This is a genomic window from Candidatus Palibaumannia cicadellinicola, from assembly GCF_002855795.1.
GTDB classification, from domain to species: Bacteria; Pseudomonadota; Gammaproteobacteria; order Enterobacterales; family Enterobacteriaceae; genus Baumannia; species Baumannia cicadellinicola_C.
Genome location: NZ_NJPO01000118.1, coordinates 1 through 1,283, shown reverse-complemented (window position 1 = coordinate 1,283; position 1,283 = coordinate 1). Strand labels below are relative to the sequence as shown.

Genomic DNA, 1,283 nt, shown 5'->3' with positions numbered 1-1,283 from the left:
CGCCTATTGATGTTTATCAACTTCGATTAATATCAATAATACAGTAAATATTACAGTGACAGTAATTGGTCTGATCTAGATCTACTCACTAAGCGATGAGTTATCTCTCATACACTACTTAGTGTAAGTTATATTAATCAATAACAGTCCAGTGTAATGACTCTTGTGCTAGAAAAGATACGAGTGTCTCTCCATTAGCTAAAGATATCATCTCTGGGTGATGATGATTATCACGTTTGAGAGAGATAAAATCTTGATTCAAAGGCAATCCATAAAAACGCGGTCCATTTAGGGAACAAAATGCTTCAAAGTATTCTAGTGCACCAAGCTCTTCAAAAACAGTAGCATAAGCAGGCAGTGCTACTGGTGCATTGAAAACTCCGGCACACCCGCAATCTGACTCTTTACGATGACGAGCATGTGGTGCTGTGTCTGTGCCTAAGAAAAAACGATCGCAACCGCTAGTCACTGCGGCGCGCAACGCTTGTTGGTGACTACTACGTTTCAGAATAGGAAGACAATAAAGGTGAGGACGAATTCCACCAACTAGCATATGGTTGCGGTTAAACATTAAATGCTGCGGGGTAACAGTTGCTCCAAGATACCGATCTCCTTCTAGAACATAGTCAACTGCCTCTTTAGTAGTTATGTGCTCAAAGACAATTTTTAATGCCTGAAATTGGCGGCGTATCGGTTCTATAACTTGTTCAATAAAACGGGCTTCACGATCGAAGATATCAATTTCTGCGGTATTCACTTCGCCGTGAATCAACAATGGTATACCTATATTTTGCATAGCGGATAAAATCGGATAAAAAGTAGTGATATTAGTAACGCCATAGTTTGAGTTTATGGTAGTGTTAGCTGGATAAAGTTTTGCAGCAGTAAAAACCTCTTGTTTAAAACCTTCAACAAGTTCCTGTTTTGTCAGCGATTTACTAAGGTAGCAAGTCATCAAAGGTTGAAATTTATGTCTCGTAGGCAGCGCAGCAATAATACGTTTCCGATAAGCTATTGCTTGGCGAATCGTTGTCACTGGCGGTATAATATTTGGCATAATAATTGCGCGACCGAAATAACGACTAGTATAAGGTAGTACAGTCCGTAACATATCATTATCGCGCAAATGAACATGCCAATCGTCTGGCCTGCGAATTTTTATTTCTAAGGTTTGTACCGTCATAAAGTAATTTTCCTGTTCTTTAAGAGGTGTGAAGTATCTTATTATATTATTTATATTAGTAGTCAGCAAATATTCGTGCTACAGGTATCTCCGTTACTAA

At 38.8% G+C, this 1,283-nt stretch carries 1 protein-coding gene; it reads right to left on the bottom strand.

Annotation, left to right across the window (positions count from 1 at the left end; genetic code table 11):
- Positions 1-133: 133 nt before the first annotated feature.
- A complete protein-coding gene (pyrC, locus tag CEX73_RS02270) occupies positions 134-1,183 on the bottom strand; it encodes a dihydroorotase (protein ID WP_101626979.1) in 1,050 nt (349 codons plus the stop codon).
- Positions 1,184-1,283: the final 100 nt, after the last annotated feature.

Bases quoted from the DNA above. Each gene is read 5' to 3' on its own strand.
- pyrC (WP_101626979.1), bottom strand. From the start codon at position 1,183: ATGACGGTACAAACCTTAGAAATAAAAATTCGCAGGCCAGACGATTGG.